This is a genomic window from Streptomyces sp. HUAS MG91, assembly GCF_040529335.1.
Lineage (GTDB): Bacteria > Actinomycetota > Actinomycetes > Streptomycetales > Streptomycetaceae > Streptomyces > Streptomyces tabacisoli.
This window is the reverse complement of the sequence record NZ_CP159534.1, coordinates 3,056,713-3,071,543: the sequence shown is the minus strand read 5'-3', so window position 1 is coordinate 3,071,543 and position 14,831 is coordinate 3,056,713. Positions and strand designations below refer to the sequence as shown.

Here is a 14,831-nt window from a genome sequence, read left to right as displayed (position 1 = left end):
CGGCACGAAATAGGGTGGGCCCATGGTCGTACGGATATGGGTCGTGGAAGCGGAGCCGGCCGAGGCGGACGCCCGGAGCCTGCTGACTCCGGCGGAGCTGTCCCGCGCCGGCGAACTGGCCCGGGAGCAGGTCCGCAGGACGTTCGTCGTCTCCCGCGCCGTGCAGCGGGCCCTGGGCGCGCGCTACCTGGGAGTACCGGCCGCCGAGGTCGGCATCAGCCGCGCCTGCGCCCACTGCGCGCACGACACCCACGGGAAGCCGCACTTCACGGCGGCGCCCGAACTCGACTTCTCCGTCTCCCACACCGGGGACCTCGTGGTGATCGCGGCCGCCACCGACACCCGGGTCGGGCTCGACGTGGAGCTGGGCAACCGGATGATCGAGGTCGACGAGATGACGCGCGTGCTCACCACCGCCGGCGAGCGGCGGATCCTCGCCGGGCACCGGGGCGAGGCCCTGCGCACCGAGCTGTTCCGGATCTGGGCGCGCAAGGAGGCGGCGGTGAAACTGACCGGGCACGGACTGCTCCAGGTCCCCTTCACCGCGCTGTCGGTGGACGGCCCGGTCGTCCGGATCGACACGCCGCCGGCCGGCTGGCCGGACGAGGCCGTCCACCTCACCGATCTGCCGCTCGGCCACGGCAGCGTCGCGGCCCTCGCCACCACCGTGGCGGGGCCGCGCACCGAGATCGTCACACTGCCGCGGGTCGCCGATCTGACGCTGTGACACCGTGCGTGCCGTGCAGGACACGCACGTCGTGGTACCGGCCCGCCGCGAACCGGTGCTCGCGCAACAGGCCGACCTCGGTGAACCCGAGAGCCGTGTAGCCGGAGATGTCCAGCGCGTCCGGCACCAGCGCGACGAAGGAGACGCAGCGCTTGTAGGCGTGCAGGAAGTCCAGCAGGGCGCCGAGCGCGGCCGGGTCGGCCGTGGTGCTCGCCACCTCGCTCTGCCGGGGCTGCTCGGCGTTGACCCGGCAGCCCAGGACCGTGTCCCCGTACCGGAAGACGGCGGCCTCCCGCCGGGTCAGCTCCCGGGCCAGCAGTGCCTCGTTCTGCGTCACGGGGTCGAGCCCCAGGAGCCCGCGGGCCGGTTCCCCGGCGGCGGTCAGCGCGGCCGCGGCGGCCGCCGGGGGCAGCAGCTCGAGCTCAGGCATCGAGAACACTCCAGACGTGTCGGTCGACGGGACGGCCGGCGAGCCAGAGCGCCTGCGGCACCACCGCCTCCCGGTGGAAGCCGCACGACTCCAGCACGGCGTCGACGGTGTGGGCGGCCGGGGTCACCAGGCCGTGGACCCGGTGCAGGCCGAGCACGTCGAAACCGTGTCTGACCGCCGCCTCCAGCAGCGGCTTCGGGTCGACGGACGCGTCCCGCAGGCCGATCTCAAGCCGGGCGTGCCGGTGGATCCAGTCCACGCCGCTGAAGCGGGCGAAGCCGATGCCCGGGGCGACGCACAGCTCGGTCGTGTCGTCCACGGGCGGATCGACCGTGACGGGCTCGGCCAGCGGCGGGCGGTCGGCGACCGGCAGCCCGAGCAGTTCGCCGGGCAGCCAATGGCCCGTCAGCAGGTCCCGGTCGGCCTCACGGAAGCCTCTCCACCTCATGACAGCGGCTCCCAGATCTGTGAGAAGAAGACGGTGCCGTACCGCGCTCCGTCGTGCAGGACGACCTTCCCGAGCGTGCCCTCCTCGGTGAGCCCGGCAGCGCGGGCCGCGGCGAGGCCGCGCCGGTCGTGCTCCGGAATCCGCACCGTCACCCGGACGAGCTCGCGGCGCCACAGGAGGGCGTCCCGCACGGCCGCGTAGGCCGCAGGCCACCAGTGCTCCGGTGCTCCGGCGCGCAGGCACAGATCGATCTGGACGTGCGAACCGTGTTCGCTGCCCTGGTCCTCCACGCCGTACAGGCCCGCCGGTTCGCCGTCGGCGAGGAGCAGCCGGACGGTGTCGTCGAGGATTTCGTCGATCTCCCACGCGGCCCGGGTGTCGGGCTGGGCGATACGGAAGTGGAACGCGGGCTCGGTGAAGAACTCCAGCGCCGCCGCGCGGTCCGTCGCGTCCGACGCGTCGTACGCGCGGGCGGACCAGCGGGGCGGTGCGGTGTCCGCGGGTGTGGTCATGGGTCCTTCCTCGGCCGTCCGGCGGCTGCTGCGGGGATCGACGGCGTCCGGCTCACAGGTCGCGAGCGATCTGGAGGCGCTGGATGTTGCTGGTGCCGTCCATGAACTCGAAGGCGTAGACATCGCGGCACCACTTCTCCAGCAGCGGATGTTCCAGCAGGGACGCGGGGCCCAGCGCCGTGGCGGCCCAGTGGGCGACGGTCACGGCCAGGCCCGTGGCGTGCAGCTTGGCGACCGAGGGCGGCCGCTGGTCGTCCGGGTCGTGGTCGACCGAGGCCGCCGCGTCGTAGACCACCTGGCGGGCCGCGAGGAGCCGGGCGGTGATCACGTCCGCCGGGGCGAACCCCGGCCGCTGCCGCTGCACGTACTCGGTGATGGCCAGGGCCGTGCCCAGGGCCAGCGCGCCGATGTGGACGCGCATGTAGTTGAAGGTGCGCACGACGCCCCAGATGCCGCGCTGGGAGAGCCGCAGATGGCTGCCGAGGACCATGTCCTCCCGGACGGGCATGCCGTCGAACTCCAGCTCGCTGATCCGCGCGCCGCGCAGACCGGTCATGTCCAGGGGGCGGGCCGTGAACCCGTCGGCGGGGCACTCGACCAGGACGGCCCGGATCGACAGCGGCGACGGGCCCGTACGGGCGAAGACGGCGCCGATGGCGCCGCGGGTGCCGTTGCTGATGTAGCGCTTGGTGCCGAACAGGCGGTAGCCGCCCGTGGGTTCGCGCTCGAGACGGGTGCCCATCATCGTCGCGTCGCTGCCGATGCCCGGCTCGGTCATGCCGAAGAACGTCCAGGTGGCACCGTCGGCGATGGCGTCGTAGAAGTAGTCCTTCTGCGCCTCGCTGCCGAGCGCGTCGACCACCGCGCCGGCCAGCGAGGGGCCGGGGCTCGCGGTGAGCATCGCGGCGTCGCCGCGGGCGAGTTCGACGGTGCCGACCACGCGGGCCAGACAGGAGTCGGTGTCGAGGTCCCGGATCCCTTCGGGCGCCGAGGAACCCAGATACCGCCGGGGCGTCGTGGCGCCGCGGACCAGCTCCAGGCCGGGCGAGCCCAGATGGTCCCCGATGGTGGTGGGGTCGGCGTCCACGGACAGCGCCCGGGAGCGCAGGTCGGGGACGACCTCCGCGAAGCGTTCGCGCAGCGCGGCCGTCGTCGAGGCGGGAGCGGTCATCGGGCGGCCTCCCGAACGACCCAGCAGTTGGCGACGAGTTGGGAGACGTGGGCGCTGCGGGCCGGGCTCTCCACGAGGAAACCGCTCGCGCCGAGCAGCTTGGCCGCCTCCCAGTCCAGGGCGGTGATCCGGTCGTGCACGTCGCCCACCGTCGCGACGGTCGGCGCCACGACCCGCAGCTGGGCCCGGATCGCCTCCACCGCGGTGAGGAGATCGGCGAGGGTGCCGAGGACCAGCTGCTTGCGGATGGTGGGTTCGCCGCCCGAGGTCCGGTGGGTCAGGTGCTCGACGGCGTGCCGGGTGAGCCGGCGGGTGGCGCCCAGGCGGACCGCGGCGAGACCGGCGGCGAGGGCGACCAGTTCCTGCTCGGGGGCGGTGCCCGGGGCGGCGCACCGCACGAAGGAGATGCCCTCCGCGGCGGCCACGTGATGGGGGAGCACCTCGGCGTCCTCGGCGGCCCAGGCCGACGGTACGGCGGCGACCGGGCCCGGGGCGGCGGTCGTGTCGAATCCGTCCAGCGCCACGGCCAGTCCTGCGGCGAGCCCGGCCTCGTGCGCGGCCCGCTCGCTTGCGGCGATCATGTCCGTCATTCGGTCCCTCCGGGACCCTCGGACACCGTCCCGTCGTGGCCGAAGCCGGCCGGGGGGCCCGGGTGGTTGCTCGGTCTGACAACAGCGCGGCGGCATGGCGCCGCCCGGAGCGGGCGGCGCCATGCCGGGACTTCACGCGGCCTTGGTCGCGGCCTTCGTGGCAGCCTTGGTCGCGGCCTTGCTGGCAGCCTTCGTGGCGGCCTTGCTGGCAGCCTTCGTGGCGGCCTTGCTCGCGGCCTTGGTGGCGGCCTTGCTGGCAGCCTTGGTCGCGGCCTTGGTGGCGGCCTTCGTGGCAGCCTTGGACGCGGCCTTCGTCGCAGCCTTCGTCATGGTGTTCACCTCCGTTGAATTACTTCACGAAAGAGCACGCGGTTTTCCCGTCCGCTCCGAAACCGCCGGGAAAGGCGGATTCCAATATCGGGTGGAAGTCCCCGACGGGCTCAACTGTTTTATCGCCGACCGATGTTGAATCCGGCGGCCGATGGATTGAAGGCTGGCGAATCCCGGCAGGCGCTGTCAAGGAATTCCCGGACGGTGATCCACCGGGGGCGCTGACAGCTTTTTGCCGTCCTTTTGGTGACAGCGGATCCCGGTATGTGGGCGCAGCGCGGTCGAGCATCATCGGCGGTGGTGTCCAGCGCGAGTACGGAGGATCGAAGGCCAATGGCGAAGAGCGCGCGGCTGGGCCGCGGACAGCGGTACTTCTGGCTCCACCACCATCAGCTTCCGCCCGGCAGCCGCCACGACACGCACATCGTGCTCGATCCGCCGCTGCCCGAGGGCATCGCACCGGTCCGGATCAAAGCGGCCCTGAACCATCTGGTCCGCCGCCACGAGGCGCTGCGGACCACCTTCCCGATCGGCGCCGACGGGCTGCCCGAGCAGCGCGTCCATCCGCCGGCCGCGCTGCCCGTGCGCCACGCGACGGTCGAGGCCGACGGGACGCCGTCACCGGCCGAGGCCGTCCGGCGGTGCACGCGGGAGGACTTCGACCTGGCCGCCGACTGGCCGGTGCGGGCCTGCCTGGTCACGGCGGCGGGCGTGCCGAAGCGGCTCGTCCTGGTGCTCAACCACGTGGCCTTCGACGACTGGAGCATCGCCACCTTCCTCGGCGAACTGGCGGCGCTGCTCGGCGGAGCCGTCGCGGGCCGCCCCGCCCAGCTGCCCGCCGTGACCGTCCGGCCCGCCGAACTGGCCGCCGCCGAGCCGGACGCGCCCGGTCCGGCGGACGCCGGGCGGACGGCGCCCTGGCGCGAGGAGATCAGGAGGCTTCCCGCGGACCTGTTCGCGAGCCGCCGCGCCCCCGCCGCCACACCCCCCGCGGCGGCCGGCGCGGCCCTCACCTCGCCCCGGCTGCTGGCCGCCGCCCGCACGGTCGCGGCCCGCTGCCGGGTGTGGCCGTCGGCGGTCCACCTGGGGGCGTTCGCGGCGACGGCCGCCGCCTGGACCGGCAGCCACCGCGTCCCGTTCTGGCTGTTCACGAGCCACCGCGACGACGAGGCCGGCATGGACGTCCTGACCTGTATGTTCGCCCCGCTGCTCACCGCCGTCGACCTGACGGACGACCCCTCGTTCCCCGAGATCGTCCGGCGGACCGCCGAAGCCCTGGAGCGGGCGAAGGACCTGCCGCGGACGGCGTACGACGAGACCCTGGAACTGCTCGCCGAGGAGGGCACCCGGCGCGGCGCCGAGGTCCGGGTCGAGACCGAGCTCAACTTCCTGAACTACGCGCCGCGTTCCTGCGGCACCACCCGTACGCGGCTGGTCCGCAACCCCGACCCGGAGGCGTGGGCGCAGTCCGGGTCCGACGTCTACTTCCGGATCCACGAGTGGGCCGACGGCGTCACCGTCGCGCTGCGGGCGGCCGGTTCGGTGCTGCCCGCGGAGGACATCGAGCGGTTCCTGCGCGGCTACGAGGAGTTGATCGTGGCGCACACGGACGAGGCGGTGGACCGCCCGCTCAGCGAGATCACCCGGGTGCTGGACTTCCCGACGGCCCCCGCCTCGGCCCCGGCCACGCCCACCGGCGCGCCGCAGGCCGAGCCGAGCCCCGGCGCCGAGGCGGCGCTCGTCGCGGCCGTCGGCCGGGCCAACGCCCTCGCCGCCGTCGATCCGGCGGCCGGTTACGTCGCCGCCGGCGGCCGCCTGCTGCGGGCGCCCCGCGTCCTGGAGATCCTCCGCGACAGCGGATGGACGGGGCTCGGGGTGCGCGAACTCGGCGGCGTCCGGCCGCTGGCGGCGCTGGCCGGACGACTGACGCGCGCCTGAGCGCGGGCCTGGGCGCGGGCCGCTCTGGCACGGACCGGACGGGAAGAAGCTGCCACCGACGGACCCGCGGAACACAGGCGCCGGACGACTAATGTGACTGGCGCGGGTCTCTTTCCGTACACCGCGGCCCGGTGATTTCTCCCAGGCTCAGAAAAACGCGGAAGAGAACCCGCCCGTGCATTCTCCTTTTCCCCTCCGAAGGGGAATCCCTTTCCGTTCCACCACCATCCCAGCCCTGCGGAGGACGTGCCATGGACGAGCAGAAGGTCGCCGAGCACATCAAAATCTCGCTGGAAGCGGTGCTCAACCGCGAGATCGGCGAACTGGGCCCCGAGACACGGCTGTTCGAGGACCTCGTACTGGACTCGACGAGCGTCCTCGAACTGCTGATGAGCCTCGAGGACACCATCGGCCTGGAGATCGACCCGGACGAGCTGGACGCCGACGTGTTCCGCTCGTTCGGCAGCCTGTCCGAGTACGTGATGAACCAGCAGCGGAAAGCGGCGGCGTGACCACCGGCCGCGCACCGCGGGCGGGAGCCCGAGCGTGACGATCACGATGTCCCGGGTGGCCGCGCGCGTGCCGGACCGGCGGGACTCCGTCGACGAGATCCTGGCGCGGTACGACCGCCCGCGGGCCGAACGACGCCTGTTCACCCGGATCTTCGGGCTGCGCACGAGCCCGTCGCTGGCCGAGGACGAGAGCTTGCTGGAGCTGCTGCTCGACGCGGGCCGCGCCGCCCTCGACGGCCGGCGCGCGGACCTCGTGCTCTACGGGCACACCCTGCTGGTGCAACCCTTCGGTCACCACGACGAGTTCGTCTCCCGCGTGCGCGAGCGGCTGGATCTGCCGGGCGTGCCCGTGTACGGGATCTCCCGGATCAACTGCGCCTCGGTGCTGCGCGGCGCCGACCTCGCCGAGCGCTATCTGCGCAGGCCCGGCGCCGGGCCGGACGAGACCGTGCTCGTCCTGGGCGGCGACCAGGGATCCATGGGCGACATGTCCCGCATCATCCCCGGATTCGTCGTGTGCGGCGACGCGGCGGCGGCGGTCGTCGTGGGCCGCGAGGGCGGCCGGCACCGGGGCCGCTACCGGTACCTGGGCGGCGCCGCGGTGCGCGACGCCCGATTCCACCGCAACCTGCGGATGACCACCGAGGAGACCCGCGCGTTCGGGACCGCGTGCGTCGACGGCATGGTGCGCGTGATCGACGAGGCCCTGGAACGGGCCGGTCTCGGCCGCGACGACGTGGACTGGATCATGCCGCACATGTCCAACGCGTTCGTCTGGCGCGCGGTCGCCGGCGGCCTCGGCATCCCGATGGAGCGGGTCTACCTGGACCTGCTGCCCGACCAGGGCCACACCTTCGGGGTGGACGCCCTGATGGCGCTCGACCACGCCGACCGGACCGGCCGGCTGGAGCCGGGCCGGCGGTGCGTACTGGCGGCCCAGGGCATGGGCGCCTATTTCCAGGCGGCCGTCGTCGAGGTGACGGAGGACGCGTCGTGAGCACGCACGGGGCGCGGACCCCGGGACGGGACGGACACGTGAACGGCGGTTTCGGCGGGCCGGCCGGCGGCTGCCGCCCGGGCCTGGTCGACGACGACCCGCGGCTGAACGCCCTGCGGGCCGGTGTCGCCGAGGCGGCCAGGGAGCTGCGCGAGCACGCACTGGCCGTCGACGCCGACCCGGAGCACGCCGCGCTGCCGGCCGGATCGGCCGCCGCCGCGCTCATCAGGGCCGCGGCGGAACCCGAGGACCGGCGCGACACCACCGCCGCGCCGGACTTCCTGAAGGGCTACACCGGCACGTGCCTGGAGCGCGTCGTGGCCACGCTGGAACTGGCCCGCGGCGACGCGGGCACACTGCTCGGCGCCCCGGGACCGGCCCTGGCCGGGATCGTCGTGGACGCCCTGGGCAGCGCGGAACAGCGCGACCTCTTCCACTCCCGGGTCGCCGACGGCCGTACGAGGACCTTCTTCGCCATGACCGAGGCGGCGCACGGCAGTGACGCCACCGCCCTGGAGACCAGGCTGGAGCGGCACCCGGACGGGCTGACGCTGACCGGCTCCAAGCGGTACATCGGCAACGCGGCGCGGGCCGGGATCGGTGTGGTCTTCGCCCGCACCGGACGGTCCCCGCTGACGATCCGGGCGGTGCTGGTGGAGCGGCCGGCCGGCGGCTGGGACGGCCGGCGGCTCGACACCCTCGGACTGCGCGGCGCCTATCTGAGCGAGCTGACCTTCGACGCGGTGCCGCTCGGCGAGGAGCAGGTGCTCGGACAGCACCTCCCGGTGTCCCGGCGCGGGTTGTGGGGCGCGCTCCAGACCTTCAACAACGTACGGATCCAGGTCGGGGCGATGGCCGTCGGCACCGCGCTGGCCATGCTCGACCGGGTGCGCGAACTGGCCCCCGGCGCCGCGGGCCTCGACGTGCTGCGGGCGCGGGCCGAGGCGGCCGCGGAGCTGGCCTACCGCGCGGCGGCCGAGGTGGACCGCGACCCCGACCCGCGGGCCTTCCCGTCGATGGCCAAGCTCACCGGCGCCCGGCTGCCGGTGGCGGTCGCGCACTGGGCGGCCGCCGCGCTCGGCCCCGGTGGCCTGGTGGCGGATCCGCTCCTGGAGAAGTGGGCCCGGGACGCGTACGGCTTCGAGTTCATGGAGGGCACCAGCAACATGCAGCGCGTGCACATCGCCGACGGCCATCTGCGGCGTACGCCCCGTCAGGCCGGAGCCGCCTCGTGATCCCGGGAACCGCGGTCCTGTCGATCGACGCCCTCACGGTCGCCGTGGAGGAGTCCCCCCGGTACCGCGACGCCGCGGGTGCCCAGGCCGCCGACGGCATGAGCGGGATGTTCGGCGGCTGGGAGGCGGCCGGCGACGACCCGGACGGCGGGCTGCTCGCCGGATACCTGGCCTCGGTCGCCGAGTACAGCGGCCGGCCGGTCGACCGACTGCGCATGCTCACCGCGCGGGCGGACGGCGAGGACGTCGTCGAGACGGCGCTGCGCGCGCTGGGACCGCCGCCCGGCCCGCAGCCCTTCGTCCTGGTGCACTCCGGCGCCGACCGGGACACGCTCGGCGCGGCGCTGCCCCGGCTCGTGCACGAGATGGGCTGGGAGGTCACCGAGGACATGGGACTCACCCACCTCGGCGACCTGGGCGGCGCCGCCGTCGTGGACCTGGTCTCGTGGTGGGCCGACCCCCGGGCCGGGGCGACCGCCGTGGTGCTCGACCAGCCGCTGTTCGCCCTGGCCGACGCGGTGCCCGAGCGGCTGACCGCCGTCGGGCTGCGCTTCGGCGCCGGGGACGGCCCGCTGCGGGTCCTCGCCCGGGGCGAGGGCGGACCGGTCCCCGAGAGCGACCACGTCTTCTCCGGCCCCGGCGCCTGCGGCGGCTGGCCGGAGCTGCACCGCGCACTTCAGCACGACGAACCGCGGCCGGACGACCGGATCCTCGTACGGTGCGGTGCGGGGGAGCACCACGCCTGGGTCCTGCTGAGCCGTGCCGCCGGCACTCCCTGGGAGCTGTGATGATCACACCCACGATTCGGCACTTCACCGAGGCGGACATTCCGCAGCGCACCGCCCTGCTGCGCGAGCAGCGGTTCCGGGCGAACCTGACGGACTTCGCGGTGGTGTCGAGCGACGAGGCGCTCGTCGTCAACCAGACCCGCACGATCGAGGGGGAACACCGCGTCAAGCGCATGTACGCGATGTGCCACCCGGACGGCAGGACGCTGGGGTTCGCCTGGATCACCTCGATCGACTGGCGGTCCCGCAGCTGCGAGCTGTCGTTCGGCGTGCTGCCGCAGTACCGGGGCGGCTACGGCGCGGCGGCCGTCGCGGCCATGCACCGGTACATCCGCGAGGAGCTCAACATGCTGACGGTGATCAACCAGGTCCTGGTGCACAACACCATGCTGGTCTCCGCCGAGGGCCTCGCGGAGCAGGCCCAGGTGCGCTGCTCGCACGACTCCTTCACGGCCGGTGAGTGGCGCAGTTCGTGCTACTGGACGCAGGACGCCGAGGACTACGAGCGGTCGGTGGCCGAGCACGAGGAACGGCGCAGGGCGATCGCGGCCCGGATCCGCGCGGGCGCGGGGAGCGCGTCGTGAGGGTCGGCGTGGACCTGCTGAGCATCGAACGCTTCTCCCGGGTGGCGCGGCACCCGCGCTACCGCACGCTGGTGTTCACCGAGTCCGAACTCGCCGAGGCCGACGCGCTGTCGGGCCCGCGGACCGTCGAGCGGCTCGCCGGACGGTTCTGCGCGAAGGAGGCCACGGCCAAGGTCCTGGGCCGCGGCCTGGGCCAGGGGCTCGGCTGGCGGGACATCGAGATCGTCGGCGACCGCTGGGGCGCGCCGAAGGTGACGCTGCGCGGCCGGGCCCGGCGGATCGCGGACGAGGCGGACATCGACCGGGTGGAGATGTCGCTCTCGCACGAGGGCGATTTCGTCGTCTGCGTGGCGGCCTCGGTTCCTTTTCCGGACGGGGAAGTTCGCCGATAACGGACCTCCTTTCCCTCATAAATCGGTATTGACCAGCGGTAACTCTGAAATCTTTGCCATGACTTAGTTCCTGGGATCATGGCTCGGACGTACTGTTGGGGCGCGTTCGCGCAGGTCCTGGCGGCGCATCCATTGCCGTTTCCATGGGGGGGAGGGGGCATGCGATTCCGCATGCTCGGACCGCTGGAGGTTGTCGGTCCGGAAGGCTCCGTGCTCATCACTGCCGAGCGTCAGCGCGTCATGCTGGGGCTGCTGCTGATGGAGGCGAACCGCATCGTTCCGACCGAGCGGCTCGTGGACGCCGTGTGGGGCGACGCCCCGCCGTCCACCGCGCGCGGTCAGGTACAGATCTGTATCTCGATGGTGCGGGCCAACCTGGCGAAGGTGGGCCTCGAAGACGTCATCCACACCCGCCCTCCCGGCTATGCCGCCCAGGTCGGTGACGACGACCTCGACCTGCGCGTCTTCGACCGCCTCACGCTGGCCGGTCGGGCCGCCGCCGAGGCCGGGCGGTACGCGGAGGCCGACACCGCCTTCGCCGGCGCCCTGGCGCTGTGGCGGGGCGACATGCACGTAGACAGCGGCGGGGCGCGCACCGCGCTCCAGGCCCCGGCCGCCCGGCTGAACGAACAGCGCCTCGCGGTGGCCGAGCAGTGGGTCGACGTCCAGCTCGCGCTGGGCCAGCACCAGCAGCTCGTCGAGCATCTGATCGACCTGGTCATGCAGAACCCGCTGCGCGAGCACCTGCGCGCCCAGCTGATGACGGCCCTGTACCGCTCGGGACGGCAGGCCGAGGCGCTGGAGGTGTACCGCGCCGGACGCCAGGTCCTGATCGACGAACTCGGCATCGAGCCGGGCGAGCAGCTGCGCCGGCTGGAGGAGGCGATCCTCTGCGGCGAGCCGGACGGCGCGTGCCCGCCGCCCCAGGCACCCGTACAGCTCTCCGTGCCCGCCCCGGCGCCCGCTCCGGTGCCCGCCCCGGCGCCGGTCCCCGTCCCCGCTGCCGCCGCCGAGCCGTCCGGGGTGCCCCGCCTGCTGCCGGGCGCCATCGCCGACTTCACCGGCCGCGACGCCATGGTCGCCGCCCTCCGCGGTGTCCTGGAGAGCGACGCGAGCGACTCGTACGGGCTGCGGATCGTCTCGGTCACCGGCAAGGGCGGCGTCGGCAAGACCACGCTCGCCGTGCACCTGGGGCACCTGCTGGCGGACCACTACCCCGACGGGCAGCTGTTCGCGAAACTGCGGGGTCCGTCCGCCCAGCCGGTACCGCCCGCCCAGATCCTCGAACGGTTCCTGCGCGGCCTGGGCGTGCCCGGCACCGGCATCCCGGACAGCGTCGAGGAACGCGCGGAGCTCTTCCGCCACCTCATCGCCGGCCGGCGCGTGCTCATCGTCCTCGACGACGCGATCGACGAGGCGCAGGTGCGCTGGCTGCTGCCGGGCACCTGCTCCTGCCCGGTCCTGGTGACCAGCCGGTCCCGGCTCACCGGCCTGGAGGGCACCCACGCCGTCCAGATGAACGTCTTCACCACCGAGCAGGCGCTCCAGCTGCTCTCCCGCATCCTCGGTGCCGAGCGGATCCAGGCCGATCTGCCGCACGCCCTCGAACTGATCGAGCTGTGCGGCGGCCTCGCCCTGGCGCTGCGGGTGGTGGCCGCCCGGCTGGCCGCCCGGCAGCACTGGACCATCGGCCACATGGTGGCCCGCCTGCACGACGAGCGGCGCCGGCTCAACGAGCTGACGCACGGCGGGGTCGGCGTCCGGGCCAGCTTCGCCCTCGCCTATCAGGGGCTGCCCGCCGAGGCGCAGGTCCTCTTCCGCAGACTCTCCATGCTGGAGGCCACGGACTTCTCGTCGTGGGTCGCGGCACCGCTGCTCGACCTCGACATGGCGACGGCCGAGGACACCCTGGAACTCCTGGTCGACGCGCAACTCGTCGACGTGGAGCTGGTCGACGGCCGCAGCACCCGCTACCGCCTGCACGACCTGGTCCGCGTCTACTCGCAGGAGTGCCTGGCCGAGAAGGAGGGCACCGTCCAGCGCGCGGCCGTGCTCGGGCGGGTCCTCAGCACCTGGCTGCACCTCCTCGAGGAGGCCCACCGCCGGGTGTACGGAGGGGAGCACGCCATCCACGGCGACGCCCCGCGGCGCACCCTGGATCAGTGGGTCGTCGACCGTGAGATCGCCGACCCGGTGGCCTGGTTCGACGCCGAGCGCGGCAGCCTCATCACGGTGGTCAGGCAGGCGGCCGCCGCCGGGCTCGACGAACTCTGCTGGGACCTGGCGCTGACGTCGGTCGCGATGTTCGAGAACCGGAACTACTTCGACGACTGGCGCACCACCCACGAGATCGCCCTGGCCGTCACCCAGCGCAACGGCAACCGGCGCGGCCGGGCGGCGATGCTGTACTCGCTCGGCTCGCTGCACATGTTCCAGTACCGGCTGGACGAGGCCGCCGGACGGCTCACCGTGGCACGGGACCTGTTCCGGGAGGTCGGTGACGCGCACGGCGAGGCGCTGGCGCGGCGCAACCTCGCCTTCGTCGAGCAGGTCCGGGGGCACCACGACGCGGCGATGGCGGGGTACGAGGAGGCGCTGGCGCTGCTCGAACACGCCGACGACCCGACCACCGAGGCGCATGTCCTCAACAACATGGCGAAGATCCGCCTGGAGCGCGGTCAGCTCCAGGAGGCGAAGCTCGCCCTGGAGGCCGCGCTCGCGGCGGTGGAGCGCTCCGGCGGCCTTCGTATACGCGCGCAGATCCTGTGCCGGCTGGGGGAGACACACCTGGAGACGGGCGATGTCGCCGAGGCCGAACACGCCTTCAGCGAGGCGATGGAGAGCATCCGCGCGGCCGGTGACCAGGTCGGTGAGGCGTACGCCCTGCGGGGTCTCGCGACGGCCCGGCACCGGCAGGGCGCGCACGACGACGCGATCGAGATGCTGGAGCGCGCGATGGCGATCGCGGACCGGGCCGACGAGCGGATGGCCGTCGGCCGGATACGGCTCGCGCTGGGTGAGGTGACCGCGGACCAGCGGTACTACGCCCGGGCGCGGGAGCACCTCGCCGCGGCGCTCGAAGTCTTCGAGCGGATGGACGCCGTCGACTGGCGGGACCGGGCGCTGCGCGTGCTCGACGACATCGCCGCGGTGGGGTGATAGCCGGGAGATAGCGTCCCGGTAGAGAGGCGGGCGACGGTAGGGTCCCGGGCCCTCCCCATGGGCCGTCGCGCGCGCAACCCCAGGGAAGAGGCCGGTGCAAGGTGAAGATCGACGTGTCCGTCACGGACGGGACCAATGGACAGCCTGTCGACGGACTGCCGATCCGGCTCGAACGCTTCGACCTGGACAGCTGGCAGCCGGTGTGGAACGGGATCACCCGCGCGGACGGTCGCTCCGACTGCGCGGTGGACCCCCGGGACGTGCCCGGGGCGTTCCGGCTGACGCTGGAGACCGCCCGGTACTTCACGACGCTCGGCCAGCGGCCCTTCTACAGCCACATCACCGTCGACTTCTCCGGTGAGGAGATCGTCGACCGGCAGGAGCTGCCGGTGGTGGTGACCCCGCGGGGATACACGGTCTGCGCCGTCGGCTGACCTCGGCGGCGGCCTGATAGGGAACTTTTAGGCCGTTGAGAAGGGGGCCTCGTAGAACTGGATCCATCGACCCGGAACATTCGGTTTCCGGGTTTCTCAGAACGAGGAGATCAACATGCTTTCCTACTTCGCTTCGATGTTCGGCTTCGGTTTCGCCCCCACCAACGAAATCATCTGGAGCTGACACACGCGAAGCTGAGATGCCATGAGTATCTCGGTCCGCGTGTTCGACTCCACCACCGGTCGGCCCGTACCGGAGCTGGCTGTCTCCCTGTGCGCCCAGGAACACGGTGCCTGGTTCTGCGTGGCGCGGGCCAGGACGGACGGTGAGGGGAGAGCCGACTGGTCCGGACCCCGCCGGCCGCCACCGGGGGTCTACCGGGTCGTCTTCGCCACCGCGGAGTACTTCCGCGAGCAGGGCACCGACTCCCCGCACCCCGAGGTCATCCTGTCCGTGCGGTACGCGGGGGACTCCTCGGACCTGTACATACCGCTGTTCCTGAGCCCCTGCTCGTACTCCACCCACAGCGGTTCTCCGCTCATCACCGCCGGCTCGGCGGCGCATCGGGACTGACCGGAAG

Annotated in this window: 17 protein-coding genes; 11 read left to right on the top strand and 6 right to left on the bottom strand. The window is 73.1% G+C overall.

The window, feature by feature from the left end; translation table 11 throughout:
• Positions 1-22: 22 nt before the first annotated feature.
• A complete protein-coding gene (locus ABII15_RS14045) occupies positions 23-727 on the top strand; it encodes a 4'-phosphopantetheinyl transferase superfamily protein (protein WP_353942660.1) in 705 nt (234 codons plus the stop codon).
• Here the strand turns inward: ABII15_RS14045 and ABII15_RS14040 are convergent.
• The 6 genes from ABII15_RS14040 to ABII15_RS14015 form a co-directional block, all read right to left on the bottom strand.
• Positions 693-1,157 carry a hypothetical protein gene (locus ABII15_RS14040; RefSeq protein WP_353942659.1) on the bottom strand — a complete coding sequence of 155 codons (465 nt, stop codon included), beginning with the start codon at positions 1,155-1,157 and terminating at the stop codon, positions 693-695. The genes ABII15_RS14045 and ABII15_RS14040 overlap by 35 nt on opposite strands.
• The gene (locus tag ABII15_RS14035; protein WP_353942658.1) at positions 1,150-1,605 is read right to left on the bottom strand and encodes a GNAT family protein; all 456 of its coding nucleotides are present in this window, start codon (positions 1,603-1,605) and stop codon (positions 1,150-1,152) included. Before ABII15_RS14035 ends, ABII15_RS14040 begins: the two co-directional genes overlap by 8 nt.
• Positions 1,602-2,117: a hypothetical protein gene (locus ABII15_RS14030; protein WP_353942657.1), complete on the bottom strand. Its 516-nt coding sequence runs from the start codon at positions 2,115-2,117 to the stop codon at positions 1,602-1,604. The genes ABII15_RS14035 and ABII15_RS14030 overlap by 4 nt, the downstream gene beginning before the upstream one ends.
• 52 nt (positions 2,118-2,169) lie before the next feature.
• Positions 2,170-3,288, bottom strand: a complete 1,119-nt coding sequence (locus ABII15_RS14025) for an acyl-CoA dehydrogenase (RefSeq protein ID WP_353942656.1) — start codon at positions 3,286-3,288, stop codon at positions 2,170-2,172.
• Positions 3,285-3,869, bottom strand: a complete 585-nt coding sequence (locus ABII15_RS14020; protein ID WP_353942655.1) for an acyl-CoA dehydrogenase family protein — start codon at positions 3,867-3,869, stop codon at positions 3,285-3,287. Before ABII15_RS14020 ends, ABII15_RS14025 begins: the two co-directional genes overlap by 4 nt.
• Positions 3,870-4,010: 141 nt before the next feature.
• Positions 4,011-4,208: a hypothetical protein gene (locus tag ABII15_RS14015; RefSeq protein WP_353942654.1), complete on the bottom strand. Its 198-nt coding sequence runs from the start codon at positions 4,206-4,208 to the stop codon at positions 4,011-4,013.
• A gap of 333 nt (positions 4,209-4,541) precedes the next feature.
• On the opposite strand from ABII15_RS14015, the gene ABII15_RS14010 reads away from it, so the two are divergent.
• The 10 genes from ABII15_RS14010 to ABII15_RS13965 all read left to right on the top strand — a co-directional run bounded on the left by ABII15_RS14010 (position 4,542) and on the right by ABII15_RS13965 (position 14,824).
• The gene (locus ABII15_RS14010; protein ID WP_353942653.1) at positions 4,542-6,146 is read left to right on the top strand and encodes a condensation domain-containing protein; all 1,605 of its coding nucleotides are present in this window, start codon (positions 4,542-4,544) and stop codon (positions 6,144-6,146) included.
• A gap of 251 nt (positions 6,147-6,397) precedes the next feature.
• Complete coding sequence (locus tag ABII15_RS14005; protein WP_353942652.1) at positions 6,398-6,658, top strand: acyl carrier protein; 261 nt, start codon at positions 6,398-6,400, stop codon at positions 6,656-6,658.
• A 34-nt stretch (positions 6,659-6,692) separates the two neighbouring features.
• The gene (locus ABII15_RS14000; RefSeq protein WP_353942651.1) at positions 6,693-7,655 is read left to right on the top strand and encodes a 3-oxoacyl-[acyl-carrier-protein] synthase III C-terminal domain-containing protein; all 963 of its coding nucleotides are present in this window, start codon (positions 6,693-6,695) and stop codon (positions 7,653-7,655) included.
• Positions 7,652-8,890, top strand: coding sequence for an acyl-CoA dehydrogenase (locus tag ABII15_RS13995; RefSeq protein WP_353942650.1), 1,239 nt, complete (start codon positions 7,652-7,654; stop codon positions 8,888-8,890). Before ABII15_RS14000 ends, ABII15_RS13995 begins: the two co-directional genes overlap by 4 nt.
• A complete protein-coding gene (locus tag ABII15_RS13990; RefSeq protein WP_353942649.1) occupies positions 8,887-9,678 on the top strand; it encodes a hypothetical protein in 792 nt (263 codons plus the stop codon). The genes ABII15_RS13995 and ABII15_RS13990 overlap by 4 nt, the downstream gene beginning before the upstream one ends.
• Positions 9,678-10,262, top strand: coding sequence for a GNAT family N-acetyltransferase (locus ABII15_RS13985; protein WP_353942648.1), 585 nt, complete (start codon positions 9,678-9,680; stop codon positions 10,260-10,262). The genes ABII15_RS13990 and ABII15_RS13985 overlap by 1 nt, the downstream gene beginning before the upstream one ends.
• Positions 10,259-10,654, top strand: coding sequence for a holo-ACP synthase (gene acpS / locus ABII15_RS13980; RefSeq protein WP_353942647.1), 396 nt, complete (start codon positions 10,259-10,261; stop codon positions 10,652-10,654). Before ABII15_RS13985 ends, acpS begins: the two co-directional genes overlap by 4 nt.
• A gap of 159 nt (positions 10,655-10,813) precedes the next feature.
• Positions 10,814-13,813 (top strand): BTAD domain-containing putative transcriptional regulator, encoded by a 3,000-nt coding sequence (locus ABII15_RS13975; RefSeq protein ID WP_353942646.1) that lies wholly within the window; start codon positions 10,814-10,816, stop codon positions 13,811-13,813.
• 116 nt (positions 13,814-13,929) lie between these two features.
• Complete coding sequence (locus ABII15_RS13970) at positions 13,930-14,250, top strand: hydroxyisourate hydrolase (protein ID WP_353942645.1); 321 nt, start codon at positions 13,930-13,932, stop codon at positions 14,248-14,250.
• A 205-nt stretch (positions 14,251-14,455) separates the two neighbouring features.
• Positions 14,456-14,824, top strand: coding sequence for a hydroxyisourate hydrolase (locus ABII15_RS13965; protein ID WP_353942644.1), 369 nt, complete (start codon positions 14,456-14,458; stop codon positions 14,822-14,824).
• Positions 14,825-14,831: the final 7 nt, after the last annotated feature.

Bases quoted from the DNA above. Each gene is read 5' to 3' on its own strand.
- ABII15_RS14030 (WP_353942657.1), bottom strand. From the start codon at position 2,117: ATGACCACACCCGCGGACACCGCACCGCCCCGCTGGTCCGCCCGCGCG.
- ABII15_RS14020 (WP_353942655.1), bottom strand. From the start codon at position 3,869: ATGATCGCCGCAAGCGAGCGGGCCGCGCACGAGGCCGGGCTCGCCGCA.
- ABII15_RS14025 (WP_353942656.1), bottom strand. From the start codon at position 3,288: ATGACCGCTCCCGCCTCGACGACGGCCGCGCTGCGCGAACGCTTCGCG.
- ABII15_RS14040 (WP_353942659.1), bottom strand. From the start codon at position 1,157: ATGCCTGAGCTCGAGCTGCTGCCCCCGGCGGCCGCCGCGGCCGCGCTG.
- ABII15_RS14015 (WP_353942654.1), bottom strand. From the start codon at position 4,208: ATGACGAAGGCTGCGACGAAGGCCGCGTCCAAGGCTGCCACGAAGGCC.
- ABII15_RS14035 (WP_353942658.1), bottom strand. From the start codon at position 1,605: ATGAGGTGGAGAGGCTTCCGTGAGGCCGACCGGGACCTGCTGACGGGC.
- ABII15_RS14010 (WP_353942653.1), top strand. From the start codon at position 4,542: ATGGCGAAGAGCGCGCGGCTGGGCCGCGGACAGCGGTACTTCTGGCTC.
- ABII15_RS13965 (WP_353942644.1), top strand. From the start codon at position 14,456: ATGAGTATCTCGGTCCGCGTGTTCGACTCCACCACCGGTCGGCCCGTA.
- ABII15_RS13975 (WP_353942646.1), top strand. From the start codon at position 10,814: ATGCGATTCCGCATGCTCGGACCGCTGGAGGTTGTCGGTCCGGAAGGC.
- ABII15_RS13985 (WP_353942648.1), top strand. From the start codon at position 9,678: ATGATCACACCCACGATTCGGCACTTCACCGAGGCGGACATTCCGCAG.
- ABII15_RS14045 (WP_353942660.1), top strand. From the start codon at position 23: ATGGTCGTACGGATATGGGTCGTGGAAGCGGAGCCGGCCGAGGCGGAC.
- ABII15_RS14005 (WP_353942652.1), top strand. From the start codon at position 6,398: ATGGACGAGCAGAAGGTCGCCGAGCACATCAAAATCTCGCTGGAAGCG.